This is a genomic window from Dehalococcoidia bacterium (assembly GCA_035528575.1).
In the GTDB taxonomy this organism is placed as follows: Bacteria; Chloroflexota; Dehalococcoidia; order E44-bin15; family E44-bin15; genus DATKYK01.
The window spans coordinates 74,705-89,291 of sequence record DATKYK010000040.1 but is presented as its reverse complement, the minus strand read 5'-3'; the positions used below and the strand labels follow the sequence as shown (position 1 = coordinate 89,291).

The window sequence follows — 14,587 nt, the reverse complement described above, 5'->3', positions numbered from 1 at the left end:
AAAAGGTTCGTGCTTTTAACTCAAATGGCTCACCAAACCTTATTTAAATATAAATTCACATAATACCTGGTAGGTAGTTTTTCACCTCTGTTTTCCTCGAGTCAGGGAGTCTAAAATAGGTCCTCTCCAGACTCCCTAACTCGTCTAAATCCCTCACATCACACAAGTGTCACATGCCCATCACAGAAATTGCAGAATTTCCGCGATACTAAGTTAAAGAGTTAAAATCGCTTCTTTTATCCTCTTTACGCATAGACCGATAACTCCCTGACTTCTGATCAGGGTGTTGCCAGTCTGGGTTTGGCATTAAATATCGCAGCCTCAAATCCCATCAGAGTCGCATAAGATAGTTTTTACGGAGGTTCCCTTCCCATTTGGCCCAAAGTCTAACATTTTACCTAGACTGATTTCTGGGAGGCAAGGTACTCGCTTTTATCCAACAACTAACTCGGCAAAAGATGTAGGGTAGTATCTCCCTTGGCCTACGTACTTTATGCCTCTTATTAGGTCGGAGCTAGCAGCCTTCTTGGCAATAAAGCCGTATGCCCCTGACTTCTTGGCAATAACCATATTCTCTTCTTCGTCATATTGTGTCAGAATTAAAACCTTTGTCTGCGGGTATTCCTTACTTATGCGTTTAGTCGCTTCTATCCCGTTCATTACGGGCATGGCTATATCTATTAATGCAACGTTCGGTAAAAGCTGCATCACCTTTTCAATGGCATCCTGCCCGTTTACAGCCTCGCCTACCACCTCAAATTCTTTTTGCAGCGTGAGAACTGAACATATCCCGGTTCTGACCATAGTATGGTCATCAGCTACTACTACTCTTATGCGCCTTATCGCTGCTTCAAGCAGGCTTTGAATTTGGGGCACCATCGAAGCTGGCTCAATTGGCTTAGTTACGTATTCATCAGCCTCTAGCTGCATACCCTCAAACCTTCTCCATCCCTTAATAGGCCGCTCCTCATACCGGGCATCGATCACGAGAAGCGGTATATCTTTATATCTGGGATGCTGTCCAAGCCACTGGTACATAGAGAATGCTTGCCCTGCTGGAGCCATTGTACCCAGAACAATGAGATTGGGTTCTTCCGCTCCCATTATCTCCTGGGCTTGTTCTTTGCCGGAGGTAGTTATTACTTGATAGGACTTTGCTTCCAAAGTCCGCCGGAAAGCTTCCAGAAAATCAAGCTCATCGTCAATGATTAGTATTTTTTCGCCCTTCTTCTTTCTACTTTTTTTGCTTTCCCCCTTTTTGTTGGATTTAGACATCTTGTTAGAGCTACCGTTTCCCATTTTACTTCCTCCCTCCATTACTTTATTAGCCTATTTAGCCTGTGGCTATGCTCTACTTTGCTCTAGGAGGCACACCGAGCAGTTTTGCCTCCTCCAATATCTCAGGCACAATCCCTTCATTGCCTACTGCCATAATATGGACGCCGTGGCACAGGTTTTCCTCCTTTATTGTTCTCATCAATCTGGCAGCAATCTCGATTCCTTTTTCAAGCCCCTTACCCTTCTCCACACCGGCTAGCTCATCGATAATGGCTTCAGTTACAATTATTCCGGGAACGTTATCGTTCATATACCGAGCCATCCTAGCTGAGGCGAGGACTATAATGCCAGCTAAGATTCGAACATCAAACTGGGAGGCATACTGCATGAAGCGGCGCAAGCTTGCCAGATCGAATATTCCCTGCGTTTGGAAAAACTGTGCTCCGGCAGCGACCTTCTTCTCAAACTTGATCAGTTGTGGCTCGATAAAGTCTGCTTCGGGATGAACTGAGGCGCCAATACAGAACTTGGGGGTACCCTTGAGGTCCTCACCTGACATATCCTTTCCCGATTCCATTGTCCTTATCATCCTCAGTAATTGCACGGAATCCGCGTCAAAAACAGGCTTTGCCTCCTTGTGATCTCCTACGTCAATGGAATCTCCGGTTAGGCAAAGCACGTTATTGATACCTCGGGAGTATGCCAGGAGGAGATCGGCCTGAAGCGCCAAGCGGTTTCGATCACGGCAGGTCACCTGCAAGATAGGCTCACCACCCCGTTCCTTCACCAGCAAACAGCCGCCCAGGGAAGGGAAACGCATCACCGAGCTTTGATGGTCGGTAACGTTGATAGCATCAACATTGTCCTTGAGTAGATCTATGTGGTGAATCATTTCCGTAACATCTGCCCCCTTGGGTGGCCCTATCTCCGTGGTCACCAAGAATTCTTTAGAGCTGAGTTTTTCCTCAAATAATGAGTTAGCCATTATCCCCTCCTACATCAACGCTGGTTTTGCTAGTGATCCTTTTTGGTCTAGGGATGGCGCGGAAGTTTCTCATAGGGTAATACCTGCGCATTTTCTCCAGTTGTCCCAGTCTCTCCAGACGCTTGTAGATTAGGATCCAGGCGCAGTCAATATCTTTGTTCGCTTCGCACTTACCATTCTTGGTACCAGCACAGGGACCATTGAGTATCCCCTTGGTGCACCTGGTGATAGGACAAATGCCAGCGGTATCTTCTAATCTGCAATCACCACAGGCGGCACACCGCTCATCCCATACCCCAGACTCATTTGCCATACCCATGAAAGATGTATTAACACCGGGCAATACGGGCAGATCCGGATACCTTTCGGCTAGAGCCTGTACCCCAATGCCACAACCAAGGGAAAGAATGGTATCCACGTCAGCAATTTTATCGCCAATTATGTCTAAAAATTCAGGGTCGCATTGTCTTTTCACTGTATACTCTGAGAAGGTGTGAGTTCCATTTCCGCCCTTTGCCTGTGCTACTCGTAATGCATTATGGAGGTAAGAGACCTCACGCTCGCCACCAGCATCACAAACTGTCATGCAGGTGCCACAACCGAGTATCAATACCATTTCATAGGGGGTAATCATTCGCCTAATTTCCTCCAGAGGTTTTTGTTCGGCGACTATCAAATTTTCACCTCCTGCACTATTACCGAGGCTAAATAGAGTCCACCTATTTGTTCGACAAAATTATCTATCCCCGCGGCAAGATCTTCGTTGGTGTCGCTTGAGACAAAAGCCTGCAGGCGTTCCGGCTCCATACCAATCTGTACCAGTGTCCTTCTAACCTTTTCAACACGCTCTCGAACCCAGAAGGCGGTGTTTTCTCTGGAACACTGCTCCCCACACCCGGCGATGAAAACCCCCTCAGCACCCATCTCGAAGGCACGCAGTATGTGGTCAGCCTCTACCTTGGCTACGCAAAGAACAGGCACTATCCAGACACCGGCCCCAGGCCCCCTCCATAAGCTTGCTAGAGTGCCGGTGCCAAAAAGTCCATACTGGCAGCAAAAGCCGATAATTATTGGCTTGAATGTCGATTGTGCCGCCGACTTAAGTATATAATCCAGCTCCTCAATTATCTGTCGTCGGTCATATAGCTTGCGCAGGACTATTGCCTTGGCTGGACATTCGGCCACGCAAATACCACAAGCTTGACACTGATCATCCGGTATCTGGATTGTACCGCTGGCATCCAAGTAGGGGACATGATACGGGCAGACCCTCAGGCAGGTAAGGCACGAGGCACACTTATCCTGGAACAGGATCTCCGCGCCCACACCGCACCGAAGGCACCTTCTCGCTTCATTGGTAGCGACCTCCCAGTCATAGATAAGCTCCACTGCCTTGAAGTCCTTTCTCCTTGCTCTTGGAGAAAGAATCGGTGGCTCAAGTCGGCCAGTTTTCCTTATCATTTCTATCGTTTCAGGGTGCAGATCACCTGCCACGCTTTTCCTCTCCTCTTTGCTAACCAGCGGGTACCTGTGCTGGAGGTAATCGTCAATACGTGAGGCCGCCAACCTCCCGGCTGCCAGCGCTTCCGTCACGGTCGCTGGCCCGGTGACAGCATCTCCGCCGGCGAAGACCCCTCTTCTATTGGTGGTGAGTGTTACTGTATCAACCTGAATAGTGCTGCCCCGGCCAATGCGAACGTGGAAATCGACCGGTGTCTGAGGTGCTTGACCGATAGCAGTAATTAGGGTATCGAATTCCTTATTGAAGTCACTGTCCTTTATCGGCACGGGCTGACGCCTGCCGCTGGCATCTGGTTCCCCAAGCTCCATTCTTACGCAGGTTACGCTTAATCGCCCGTTTTTGCTTCTTATTTTGTTTGGCGCTACCAGAAACAGGATCTCGGCCCCCTCATCCAGGGTTTGCTCCACTTCTGCGGCATCTGCGGGCATTTCCTCACGGCTGCGGCGGTAGAGAATATACACCTTATTCGCACCCAATCGAAGAGCAGTCCGCGCGGCGTCAAGCGCTACATTCCCCCCTCCCACCACGGCGACCCTTGTCCCCAGAGATGGCTTAAGTCCCAGGTTTACTTCACGGAGAAAAGTTGCACCATCTATCACCCCTGGATTGTCTTCTCCTTCTATTCCCATTCTAAGGCTCTGATGGGCACCGATGGTTATAAAGATAGCCTTGTAACCCAGATCAAATAGCAGATCTAGGGACACCACACGCGTCTCCGTCCTGATTTCAACCCCCATCTGCGTTAGCCTCTGAACCTCTGTCTCGAGTACCTCCCGAGGAAGGCGGTATTGGGGAATGCCGACTCGGAGCATACCCCCCAGTTCCGAATGGGCTTCGAATATGGTTACCGGATAGCCCGACTCCCTTAGGTAGTAAGCGCAAGACAATCCTGCCGGACCGGACCCTACTATGGCAACCTTTTCATGATGTGTAGTCTCCGCTTTAGTCTGGATCATCCTGTCACCACCGAATTCAAGGGCGAATCTCTTCAATGCTCGAATAGCGATGGGGCTATCTACCTGAGAGCGCCGGCAGGCATCCTCACAGGGATGGGTACAGACGCAGGCACAGATAGATGGAAAAGGGTTGCCACTTCTTATTACTTGTAATGCCTCCATGATCCTTCCCTGAGCAACCAAATCAACATATTCTCTTATCTCCATGTGCAAAGGGCAGGCAGCTTGGCAGGGTGGCATGAGGCTGTGATCAACAGGGACTTTTCTAGTTCGATTGGCTTTATAACCCTGATTATTATCAGCTATGATTGGTCGCATCATACTACCTTTAAGTAGAAAATATTTACTCCACCCACATAGTACCTGTCATTTAGGGAAGCGACAATAGGAAAACCCCTAGGATAAGGATGATATGTTTTTGGAATTCTTACTAGGGAAATACCCTGAATTGTCTATGAAGGAAGTCCCAACAAGGGGATAATGCGTGGGAAGTTAGTAGAAGGGTTTCATTCATGCCATCATATGGTTATAAGCCGTTTACGTATGGCAAACTTAATAAGGTCAGTCCTATTATGGATGTTAAGTTTTTTCATTAGGCTGTTTTTATACCACTCGACGGTCTTTGGGCTAACTACCAGCATATCTGCTATTTCCCGCGTGGTATATCCTTCAACAACTAGTTTTAACGTTTCTCTTTCTCTATCTGTCAATAGTTGGTAAGGTTCTTTTCCCTCTTCTCCAATAGTTTTCTGCTGACATTCCTCTACGAGGGCTGCTGCCGCCGATGGAGATAGAAAGGAATCCCCATGGTATACGGCCTGGATGGCTGAAGTAAGCTCTGAAAATGCAGCCATCTTAGTAACGAAGCCACTTGCCCCAGCCTCGATAACAGGGATTACATATTCGTTGTCATCATACTGGGTTAGTGCCAGCACCTTAGTGCCGGGGAATTCCCTGCGTATTCTGCGAGTTGCGTCCAAGCCACTCATGATAGGCATTGCTAGGTCCATAAGAACCACATCTGGTACCAGTTGTTTTGTCATTTCCACAGCCTCCCTTCCATTTGCTGCCTCCCCGATTACTTCTATGTCGGCAACGAGATTTAGCATAGAACGGATTCCATCCCGCACCAGGGTGTGGTCATCGGCTATTAGCACCTTTATCTTCTTCAATTGCCACATCCTTTCCCAATGGAACATTCACCACAACCCTTGTCCCTTGCCCTGGACGGGAGTCAATATGACAAACACCGCCCACCAATTTTACTCTTTCCTTCATCGTAAATACCCCTGCTCCCCGTCCGCTTGGGTCTACCCGTGTGATCTTATCGACGTTGAACCCTTGACCGTCGTCCTCAATGCATAACTGACACTCACTGACGCTGCATACTAGCTTGATAGAGGTATTCTTCGCCATCGAATGTTCCAAGATATTGCCTATTACTCCCTGCGCGACACGGAAAAGCGTTACTTCAACTTCTGGCGAGAGCCGCTCCTCCGTGCCGATGAATTCCGCAGATACTTCGATGCCTTGCACCTGAAGAGTGTCCTTAGCATACCGGTGGATCGCAGCAGGAAGCCCAAGCTCATCCAACAAAGTTGGGCGGAGTTCCTTCATCAGCTTAACTACCTCATGGCCGGCATGAATTGCGTATGAGTGCGTCATCTTGATTTTCTCCATAAGCTCGGTATCCTCAATACCTTTCATTTCCGCCATTTGGATAATGGCCTGTAGGTTGAGGGTCAAGCTGGTAATCGATTGGCTGGTTTCGTCGTGCAGCTCCCGCGCGATCCTTTTTCGCTCGTCCTCCTGAGCGGATAGAGAATGTTGTAGAAGTGTTTGATATCTTTTTCCTGCACTTTCTAGTCTGGCATGCAGTCTCGCATGCTCAATTGCCGTGCCGAGATAGTCGCCAATGGAGCTGAGGAGGGACACATCATCTGCACTAAACCGCCCTGCCACATGGCTGGCGAGGTTCATCACACCTACGACTTGGTCCTTCGCCTTCAAAGGAATGCTAATGAAACCCTTGAGACCCTCTGCGCTTATTAAATCTGGGTGAGCAGCGCGTGGATCTTGGGAGATGTTTTCCGACAGCATGGGCTCACCGCTCTGGGCTACTGTTCCCCCTATCCCTTCGCCTTTGCGCATCCTAACTTCCTCGGCATATTTGGCAGACAAACCGCGCTGTACGCGATAGCGCAGGTCTTGCGTACCTTCGTCCAAGAGCAGAATTCCTCCAATGTCACCGTTAATAATCTCCAGTACATTATCCAAAGCGATCTTTAAGATGGCGTCTAAATCCCACAGCCCACTTACCGCACTTGTAATATGACTCAATGCGAGAAGCTGATGATGCCGCCGCAGGATCTGGCTCTCCAAGTCCCTTTCTGCGCTGACGTCTCTTCTCAATTCAACGATACCTGTTGCATTGCCACGGCTATCACGAAGTGGATAAGCGGTAATCTTTAAATATCTATTGGTTCCGAGGACACGATCAGGATGAATAACTGTTGTTATGGTACCGCTTTCAAGAACTTTTCTAAGCGGGCATTCCCACAGAGGTGCACTGCATGGCCTATTCCTGTCATGAAGCACCTGGTAGCAAAGGCCACCAATAAGAGACTTAGTTCTCTGCTGGATTCTGCCTTGAACCGTAAAATTTGCCATTCTGACACGGTACTCACTATCAATGACAAGAAACTCATCTTCTATGCTATCAACCACATCCTGTAAGGTTATGTCTAAACCTGCATTCTTAGCGGCTCGCTGAATTGCTGTATCTTTCCTTGGCATCTTTACCCCCACCCTTATATCGGTAAAGGTACTGCAACGACTAGGCCTTGTCAAGAAGTGAATTTAGCAGGCTCCACACTATTTAGTGTGAAAAGGGGTGTCAAAATCGCATTTTGGAACCTCTGTAGATACAAAACAATGAATCCTTAACTTCTGATCAGGGTGTTACGGGTCAACACTACTATAAATTATCCTTGACTTTTTCTATAGTAGCCTGTTACTCTATACGATTGGCGTACCAAAAAACATGGCTAAGTAAAACCAAGCATAGCTTGGAATAACCCCGAGAGCGCTTATGGTTCCACTAAACGAATATACACCGATTGGCGAACTAATCAATCTTACCCGCAAGAGAGCTATTGTCACCGGTGGCGCCATGGGCATAGGCTTTGCCATTTCGTACAGGCTTGCCGAAGCAGGTGCCAGCGTTGTTATTGTTGATATGCAAAGCGAGAGAGCGCAGAAGGCCAGCCAAGAGCTTAGGATACGTGGGTATCAGGCTACCTTTATCCAGACTGATGTAAGCCAAGAAAAAGAAATACAAGAAATGGTCAGAACTGCGGTGGAGGAAGTTGGCGGTATCGATATTCTAGTAAACAATGCTGGTATCTACCCAGCCATACCCTTGACACAAATAACTGGCGATGACTTTGATAAGGTAATATCGGTAAACCTTAAAGGAACTTTTCTCTGTAGCCGTGAGGTTAGCCGCTATATGATAGAGCAGAAACAAAGCGGATGTATCATAAATATTGCCTCCATTAGCTCCATCCGCCCGTTATCCATAGGGCTTTCCGCTTATGACGCGTCCAAGGGTGGTGTACATTCGCTAACGAAGAGCATGGCTTTGGAATTGGGACAACATAATATCCGCGTGAATGCCATCGCCCCCGGGAGCATTCTATCAGAAGGCACGTTGTCACAGGGCGAAGGGCTCTCACAAAGCCAATGGAAGGCAGAACTGAAGCGGTTTATGGCTGGCACTGCACTGGGGAGGCTTGGCAGGGCTGATGATATTGGTCGAGCTGCCTTGTTTCTAGCATCAGATTTGGCCAGCTATATAACCGGTAGCCTTGTCGTTGTAGATGGTGGTCTTCTATTATCATGAGCATCAAGTGGTTAACCCTAGATTGAACTGGCAGCAGACTCAAGGTTTTGTTAAGATTGCAGACTACGCTCGGGTAACCGGTATGCAAATAATAAACCTTTGGCTTGAAGTAACTCCAACATTATCGTATCTCTGTAGGCTAATAGGAGAAGTGCCGCACTGCATATCACCGATATTGAACAGGAGGTAATACCAGACTGCATACACTCGAACGATTTCGTGAAGTCAATGACGCTTTTCCCAAGACGTCACAGATTCTAGAACATAAGCGTCAGGGAAAGAAGGTGTTTGGCTGGCTATGTACCTATGTCCCTGAGGAAATCCTACATGCTGCCGGGGCCCTTCCCATCAGGATTACCGGCTACTCAAAGGAGACAGAGCTGGACGATGGTAATGCGTACTTATATATTAATACCTGTTCTTTCTCCCGAAGTTGCCTGCAACTGGGCCTCAAAGGAGAATATGACTTTTTGGACGGCGTAGTTGGCGGGTCTACATGTGACGGAGCCCGCCGCCTGTTCGACCTATGGCGTCATTATATCGGCACCCCCTTTTATCATGTACTTACCGTACCACGCAAGTACACGCAGCCGGCACATGACCTATATCACAGCCAGGTCAAACAGTTTAAGACCCATTTAGAAGAATTCCTCGGAATTCAGATAACAGATGAGTCACTTTATCGGTCCATTGTGGTATATAATGAATCCAGAAATCTCCTTAAACGTCTTTATGAGTTGCGAAAGTTCGATACCCCGCCCATTAGCGGTACTGAGACAATGGAAGTGCTTAATACGTGCTTTCGTATGCCTAAGGAGTTGTTTAATGAATGGCTCAGGAGCCTTTTGGATGAGCTTTCCATACGAGAGAATAGCCACAAAAGCAGGGCACGTTTGATGGTCGTGGGTAGTGTTATGACCAACCCAGAATTTATTGAATCCATAGAGGAGCTGGGGGGTTTAGTGGTAACAGATGAGCTTTGTACTAGTACCAGATACTGGTCTGACCCGGTGGTTCTTGATAGAAATATAACTCCTCTTCAAGCGATCTCACAGCGCTACTTGAATAATTTCCCCTGCGCCCGTATGTTTCCTTCCGATGAGCGCTTCAATCGCATACTTGACCTAGCTCGTGAATTTAGAGTAGATGGTGTGATCAGTCAGATCGTCAGATACTGTGTGCCATACGCACATGACCTGCCTCTACTTACGGAAAGGCTAAAGGGGCAAGGGATACCGACATTAGCATTGGATGTTGAATATGGCACACCAGGGTCTGGTCAGATCCGCACCAGAGTGCAGGCTTTCCTAGAAATGCTGGAGGCAAAGAGAAATTGATAGTTTCCCAGGGCAAGGAAAACAAGCTTAATTCAATCATACGGGCGAGCCGCATAATCAGTAGGATGAACCAGGCAAGTCCTGAGGCACGAAAAAGTAATACACTATATTACCAGATGATGGCCGATTACTATACCCGATTACTCGAGGCCAGCAAAGAGGGTGAATTTATAGCCGCACACACTGTCTTCTTCCCCGCTGAGATCCTCTACGCTATGGACATCGTCCCCATGCACACTGAGACAACTACCTGGATGATAGCCCTATTCACAGGCCATTCAGCAGATATGCTTTCGGCCGGGGTCGAGCTGGGGTTAGCCTCTGAAATATGTACGCCACATCGGGGCCTAGCTGGTGCCTTTGCACTAGGCGTCCTGCCAAGACCTAGTGTTATGCTATGGTCCAACCTGGTATGCGATAACACGGCTAAGAGTGGTGAACTTCTCATGGAGATCAATCACTGCCCCGGTTTCTTCATTGATCATCCGTTCCAGCGTAGCGAGGATGAAGAGAAGTATTTAGTAGGCGAGCTAACGGATATGATACATTTCCTAGAAGAACAGTCCGGCCGGAAGATGGACTGGGACCGGCTGGCCGATATCGTAGCTCTAATGGATCGGCAAATTGAACTCCTCCGTGAAATCAATGAACTACGCAAAGCTATTCCAACCCCTTTTAATCCCCAGGGCTTTTTACAGCTGCTAACGATCGATTATTTATTTCCGGGTCGACCTGAGGCTATTGAATACCTAGAGACGCTTCGTGACGAGTTGGCTGATAGGGTGAAAGCTGGCCAAGGAGCAGTGTCACCCGAGCGATTCCGCCTGATGAGCCTATTCATACCACCAATGTACCTCATTGGTTTTTTGGAGAAGATTTCACAGGAATATGGTGCAGTGAGTGTAACGGAGCCTTTCTTTACCTATTGGGGAGAAGGAACTCTCGACCCGGCGAAGCCGCTAGAGAGTGTAGCTAAGAAGTCGTACATGCTTCCGGAGATGCGCATGTATGGCCCTCTGGACGAGCGAGCATTAAACGGTATTGTTAACTGCGCTGAGCAGTATAGGGTTGATGGCGCGATATACTACGCTGACGTCGGCTGTCGGCACACATGTGCTACGATCAAGCTATTCAGGGATGTTCTGGACAGGATAGATGTGCCGGTTCTGACCTTAGATTGCGATGTCGTCGACCCAACAATTACTTCCGAGGAAGACGTACGGAATAAATTGGAACAGTTCTTTGAGCTCTTAGAAGACCGTCAATAGTAGTCGCCATGAAAGCGCTGGGTATTGATGCAGGCAGCCTGACCACCAAAGCAGTCATCTTGGGTAATGATGGCATCCTGGCTTCTTGTATTGTTCACTCCGATGATGATGTCGAATCGAGCGCCAAAGCTGCCATGGAGGAGGTTCTAAATCTGGCTGGTGTCAGCTTTAATAACGACCTATACACTGTGTCAACGGGAGTAGGTGGTAAATCTGTTTCGTTCAGCCATAAAAAGAAAACCATTACTACATGCCTTGCCCGGGGAATTAGCTACTTAGTTCCATCAGCTAGAACTACCATAGATATGGGTGCCGAGAGTAGTACCGTCATCAAGGTGAACGAACGGGGACATATAATCGACTGGGTCAACCATGATAAATGCGCTGCCGGCACCGGGGTGTTCTTACAACAGATGGCCAAGCTAATGCAAATGCCTGTTGAAGAGATGTCAAAGCTGTCTCTTCAAGCTAAATCTAAGGCTGATATAAGCGGTACATGTGCCGTTTTCGCCGAATCTGAGGTGATATCTCATGTACACCGCGATCCACCAACTCCCAAGGAAGAGATAATCGCTGGCATACATTTTTCCGTGGTAAGCCGTATCATATCATTGTGCAAGAGAATCGGCATTGAAAGGGACGTGGCAGTTGTTGGTGGTGTGGCCCTGAATACGGGGTTGGTAAAGATTATTGAGGAAGAGCTGGGTTTCGGAATTCTGGTTCCCGACAGGCCACAGATTGTAGCCGCTTTGGGAGCAGCTGTAATTGCTCGAGAAAACATGGGAAAAGGTGCCAAATAGATGATATTCGCCGGGATAGACATTGGTTCCCGAGCAGCTAAGGCCGTGCTGATAAGTGATGGATCAATTCTGTCATCGGTGATCTGTGATACCGGTCCCGAGAGTATCAAGACTTCTTACATGACGATTGAAGCGGCCTTGAAAGGACCAGGGCTATCCCTCAGTGATATTCAATATACGGTTGCTACCGGCTACGGAAGGGTGCTTGTTCCTTTCGCCAATGAAAATATCTCTGAGATAAGCTGCCATGCCCGGGGTATCAACTGGTATTTCCCTGATGTGCGTACTATCCTGGATATGGGCGGCCAGGATTGCAAAGCGATTAGCTGTGATGGTGAAGGCCGGGTGACTAACTTCATTATGAATGATAAGTGTGCCGGGGGCACTGGCCGGTTTCTTGAAATGATAGCCGAGGTGCTGAACATCCCATTGGAAGAGATTGGAGACTTAGCCCTTGAGTCAAAAACGGCTATCCCCTTCAATACCATCTGCGCGGTCTTTGCCAAATCGGAGGCCATTGCCTATCTCAGGCAGGGGATAGCCAAGAGCGATACTCTGGCCGGCCTGCATGAGGCCATAGCCAGTCGCAGCGTAAACCTTTTAAAACGGGTATCTATGGAGAAGGAGTTCAGCATAACTGGAGGTATCGCCAAGAATAGAGGGATGGTGGCCAAGCTCAGAGAAAAGACGGGCATGGAGCCACTTATCAGTGAAGACCCGCAGATAATTGGCGCCCTGGGAGCAGCAATCTTTGCCCAAGAACGATCGATCAAGGTGAGTACACAACCGATGAAGATTCACTACGGCTATACTGACGGAACCGGGGAATACTCTATTACCATTGACACAGGACGGTGTAATGGTTGTGGCGAGTGCGTCCAGGCCTGTCCATCGGGGATTTTTATTGTTGCTAAGGATGACGGCAGTGAGCCGAAAGCCAAGGTGAACGAAGAGGCGAGGAAGAAGCTGGCCTTCTTATGCCCAGGATTTCGCAGCTGTAACCTTGAACAAAATTGTCATGATATTTGCTCAAGCGAAGCTATAAGCCATAGCTGGTAGGTTTAATCTATAAAGAGAGGAAGTGTCATGGGAGAATCAAGCGATACGAGCCGGCAGTTAAGGATAGCGGTTGATGCGATGGGTGGTGACTATGCTCCCGGTGAGATAGTCAGGGGAGCAGTCCAGGCCGCCAGGGATTTAGGGATAGAGATAATACTGGTAGGTCTCAAAGCAGAAATTGAGAGTGAGCTAAATAGGACCGATGTCACCAACCTCCCGGTTCGCCTGGTCGAAGCCAGCGAGGTAATTAAAGATGGAGAGGATCCAATCATGGCTGCCCTGCGTAAGACCGACAGCTCGGTGGCGGTAGCCACCAAGCTTGTCAAGGATGGCGAAGCCGACGCCGTGGTGAGTGCTGGTTCTACAGCTGCCGCCGCGGTCTGTGCCATGCGATATTTAGGAACAATACCAGGCGTGGAGCGGCCCTTTCTTGGGGGTGCCTTTCTCAGGCTGGCCCCAGATACCGTGGTTCTAGACCTCGGAGTCAATGTAGGTTGTCAGCCAAGCCACCTGCTAAATTTTGCTGCGGCGGGTGTTGTATATACTAAAATCTTCCATGGTGTTGAGAATCCATCTGTTGGTCTCCTCAATGTGGGTGCTGAGGAGGGCAAAGGTAATGAGCAGGTGAAAGAGGCTTACTCGTTGCTAAAAAACAGTGGATTAAACTTCATTGGTAATGTGGAAGGTATAGATATTCCCAGTGGTAAAGTGAACGTAATTGTCTGCGATGGCTTTATTGGGAATATAATGCTTAAGTTATGCGAGGGTATTAGTGAGGCTGTTTGCCATTGGCTTGGCCAGGAATTAAAAGATAAGCTATCGCCAGCGGACCTGGAAAATACCACCTCTGAACTACACAAGCTTGTCAGTGCCAGCACAGAAAGAGGAGGCCTTTTGTGGGGCATAGATGGGATAGTAGGCATAACCCATGGTAGTAGCCGGGCACCCCAGATACTCGGAACGATTCAATGTTTGAAAGAGGCGCTGGAGAGCGACTTTGTTGGCCAGCTGCGGACTGAAATAGCAAAGGTACAAGAGGACAATCATTAGAAAGTAAATAGATAATACTACTGTATTCAAGAGAGAGACCGCTGAAAAAGAGGTGTCCCGTAGTAGTCGGGACTGGTGGCCTGGGAATTGATCGAGACTAATTCAACAGTCTCATGAGGAGATAATAGTGTCAACACTGGACGAACTAAGAAAAGTAATTGCTAAGATTACCCATTGCGATGAGCAGGAAATCAATCTGGATACAGCACTTAAGGATGTAAAAGCCGATTCCCTTAACTGGGTACAGATCATAATCGGTGTGGAAATGGCATTAGATATAGAGATAGATATTGACCGTTTGAAAGAACTAACAACCATAGAGGATTTCGTTAATTATATGGATAGCTGCATCAAATAGATTAAGGGCAACTTGTTTTAGCAATCCTATAGCGGAGGATAAGAGAACCATTACTGGGGCTACTTGACCA

Annotated in this window: 13 protein-coding genes; 7 read left to right on the top strand and 6 right to left on the bottom strand. The window is 48.2% G+C overall.

Annotated elements, in window-relative coordinates; genetic code table 11:
- Positions 1–432 precede the first annotated feature (432 nt).
- From VMX96_10030 to VMX96_10005, 6 genes are all read right to left on the bottom strand, one after another.
- The gene (locus tag VMX96_10030; GenBank protein HUU64236.1) at positions 433–1,299 is read right to left on the bottom strand and encodes a response regulator; all 867 of its coding nucleotides are present in this window, start codon (positions 1,297–1,299) and stop codon (positions 433–435) included.
- Between the two features lie 52 nt (positions 1,300–1,351).
- Entirely contained in the window at positions 1,352–2,263 is a 912-nt protein-coding gene (locus VMX96_10025; protein ID HUU64235.1) for a methylenetetrahydrofolate reductase, read from the bottom strand.
- Complete coding sequence (locus VMX96_10020) at positions 2,256–2,939, bottom strand: methylenetetrahydrofolate reductase C-terminal domain-containing protein (protein HUU64234.1); 684 nt, start codon at positions 2,937–2,939, stop codon at positions 2,256–2,258. Before VMX96_10020 ends, VMX96_10025 begins: the two co-directional genes overlap by 8 nt.
- Positions 2,936–4,981 (bottom strand): FAD-dependent oxidoreductase, encoded by a 2,046-nt coding sequence (locus VMX96_10015; protein HUU64233.1) that lies wholly within the window; start codon positions 4,979–4,981, stop codon positions 2,936–2,938. Before VMX96_10015 ends, VMX96_10020 begins: the two co-directional genes overlap by 4 nt.
- Positions 4,982–5,259: 278 nt before the next feature.
- On the bottom strand, positions 5,260–5,913 hold the full coding sequence (locus tag VMX96_10010) for a response regulator transcription factor (protein HUU64232.1): 654 nt from the start codon (positions 5,911–5,913) through the stop codon (positions 5,260–5,262).
- Positions 5,882–7,537: a GAF domain-containing protein gene (locus VMX96_10005; protein HUU64231.1), complete on the bottom strand. Its 1,656-nt coding sequence runs from the start codon at positions 7,535–7,537 to the stop codon at positions 5,882–5,884. Before VMX96_10005 ends, VMX96_10010 begins: the two co-directional genes overlap by 32 nt.
- Positions 7,538–7,832: 295 nt before the next feature.
- Here VMX96_10005 and VMX96_10000 point away from each other — a divergent pair, with 295 nt between their 5' ends.
- From VMX96_10000 to VMX96_09970, 7 genes are all read left to right on the top strand, one after another.
- On the top strand, positions 7,833–8,645 hold the full coding sequence (locus tag VMX96_10000; GenBank protein ID HUU64230.1) for an SDR family NAD(P)-dependent oxidoreductase: 813 nt from the start codon (positions 7,833–7,835) through the stop codon (positions 8,643–8,645).
- Between the two features lie 284 nt (positions 8,646–8,929).
- The gene (locus VMX96_09995) at positions 8,930–9,982 is read left to right on the top strand and encodes a 2-hydroxyacyl-CoA dehydratase family protein (GenBank protein ID HUU64229.1); all 1,053 of its coding nucleotides are present in this window, start codon (positions 8,930–8,932) and stop codon (positions 9,980–9,982) included.
- Complete coding sequence (locus tag VMX96_09990; protein HUU64228.1) at positions 9,979–11,250, top strand: 2-hydroxyacyl-CoA dehydratase family protein; 1,272 nt, start codon at positions 9,979–9,981, stop codon at positions 11,248–11,250. The genes VMX96_09995 and VMX96_09990 overlap by 4 nt, the downstream gene beginning before the upstream one ends.
- 8 nt (positions 11,251–11,258) lie before the next feature.
- The gene (locus tag VMX96_09985; GenBank protein HUU64227.1) at positions 11,259–12,050 is read left to right on the top strand and encodes an acyl-CoA dehydratase activase; all 792 of its coding nucleotides are present in this window, start codon (positions 11,259–11,261) and stop codon (positions 12,048–12,050) included.
- Positions 12,051–13,109 carry an acyl-CoA dehydratase activase gene (locus VMX96_09980; protein HUU64226.1) on the top strand — a complete coding sequence of 353 codons (1,059 nt, stop codon included), beginning with the start codon at positions 12,051–12,053 and terminating at the stop codon, positions 13,107–13,109. It abuts the gene before it with no gap.
- 27 nt (positions 13,110–13,136) lie between these two features.
- Positions 13,137–14,159 carry a phosphate acyltransferase PlsX gene (gene plsX / locus VMX96_09975; protein HUU64225.1) on the top strand — a complete coding sequence of 341 codons (1,023 nt, stop codon included), beginning with the start codon at positions 13,137–13,139 and terminating at the stop codon, positions 14,157–14,159.
- Between the two features lie 127 nt (positions 14,160–14,286).
- Positions 14,287–14,517 (top strand): acyl carrier protein, encoded by a 231-nt coding sequence (locus VMX96_09970; GenBank protein HUU64224.1) that lies wholly within the window; start codon positions 14,287–14,289, stop codon positions 14,515–14,517.
- Positions 14,518–14,587: the final 70 nt, after the last annotated feature.

Excerpts from the sequence above, each read along its gene's own strand:
- VMX96_10030 (HUU64236.1), bottom strand. The coding sequence starts at position 1,299 with ATGGGAAACGGTAGCTCTAACAAGATGTCTAAATCCAACAAAAAGGGG.
- VMX96_10025 (HUU64235.1), bottom strand. The coding sequence starts at position 2,263 with ATGGCTAACTCATTATTTGAGGAAAAACTCAGCTCTAAAGAATTCTTG.
- VMX96_10015 (HUU64233.1), bottom strand. The coding sequence starts at position 4,981 with ATGCCACCCTGCCAAGCTGCCTGCCCTTTGCACATGGAGATAAGAGAA.
- VMX96_10005 (HUU64231.1), bottom strand. The coding sequence starts at position 7,537 with ATGCCAAGGAAAGATACAGCAATTCAGCGAGCCGCTAAGAATGCAGGT.
- VMX96_10000 (HUU64230.1), top strand. The coding sequence starts at position 7,833 with ATGGTTCCACTAAACGAATATACACCGATTGGCGAACTAATCAATCTT.
- VMX96_09985 (HUU64227.1), top strand. The coding sequence starts at position 11,259 with ATGAAAGCGCTGGGTATTGATGCAGGCAGCCTGACCACCAAAGCAGTC.
- VMX96_09980 (HUU64226.1), top strand. The coding sequence starts at position 12,051 with ATGATATTCGCCGGGATAGACATTGGTTCCCGAGCAGCTAAGGCCGTG.
- plsX (HUU64225.1), top strand. The coding sequence starts at position 13,137 with ATGGGAGAATCAAGCGATACGAGCCGGCAGTTAAGGATAGCGGTTGAT.